Origin of the sequence: Thalassotalea sp. G20_0 (genome assembly GCF_017744175.1) — a bacterium.
GTDB lineage: Bacteria > Pseudomonadota > Gammaproteobacteria > Pseudomonadales > Endozoicomonadaceae > Endozoicomonas.
On sequence record NZ_JAGHQV010000323.1, the window covers coordinates 1 to 790 of the forward strand.

1 protein-coding gene is annotated in these 790 nt (G+C 47.5%); it reads right to left on the reverse strand.

Annotated features, from left to right (window positions below):
• Positions 1-769 (reverse strand): McrC family protein (locus J7438_RS26300; RefSeq protein ID WP_286196964.1); only part of this gene is annotated, 769 nt, incomplete at its 3' end.
• Positions 770-790 lie beyond the last annotated feature (21 nt).

The window sequence follows — 790 nt, forward strand, 5'->3', positions numbered from 1 at the left end:
TCTCTATCGGTTGTAGGAAGTGCTCAGTCTTTGGGTAAATCAGGATCATATCACCCCGGCCACCACAGTATTTATGACCGTAGGCAAACATCTGATAGAAATCAGCTTGCGACAGATTGAGTTTATCCCTGCCATTGTCAAGTTGGCTATCGAGCAACTTCCACTTGGTATCCAGTACTTGCACGATTTGCTTGCCATTCATAATCAAAAGATCAGGTTTCAACCGAAACCAATGGCTGCTTCCGTACTGAACCAGACTCACAGAGCTGGCCTGCTCTTTCAGTCGATAAGGGCTGGTAAGCTGACGACGCAAAATACTGGCAACATAGGCCTCAAAAACCGCCTCCATCGGAAACAGCAAAGACGCCGCGTGACTTTCACCATGCATCGATAGCGGAGAAAAACCTTCCAAAATCAAACGAGCCCAAGCTAATGGAGTCTGGTAATACTCCATGCCCCGTGTCACCTTCATGGCGGTAAAATCCTGCTGAATATTCTTACTCAGCGGCACCGCGTCAAAGGCAAAACTCAGCTCTCGGCAAAGCTTCTGACTGGCATTCGTCTGAGCATAACCAGCGACTTTCACTAATGCAGAATGCAATAGACGATTGACCGGACGATCCTGCAAATATTCGTCATACTCCACATAAAACCGGTGTTTATTAACCAGATTATGTTTGAGATGCTGAGCAACCAACAGCTTGCCCTTCATAAACTGCTGATTATCTTCCCGGCGGACGTACTCCGAGCGTAAGCCCCGCTTGACCAAACGGTTAACACTCTGCAGAAA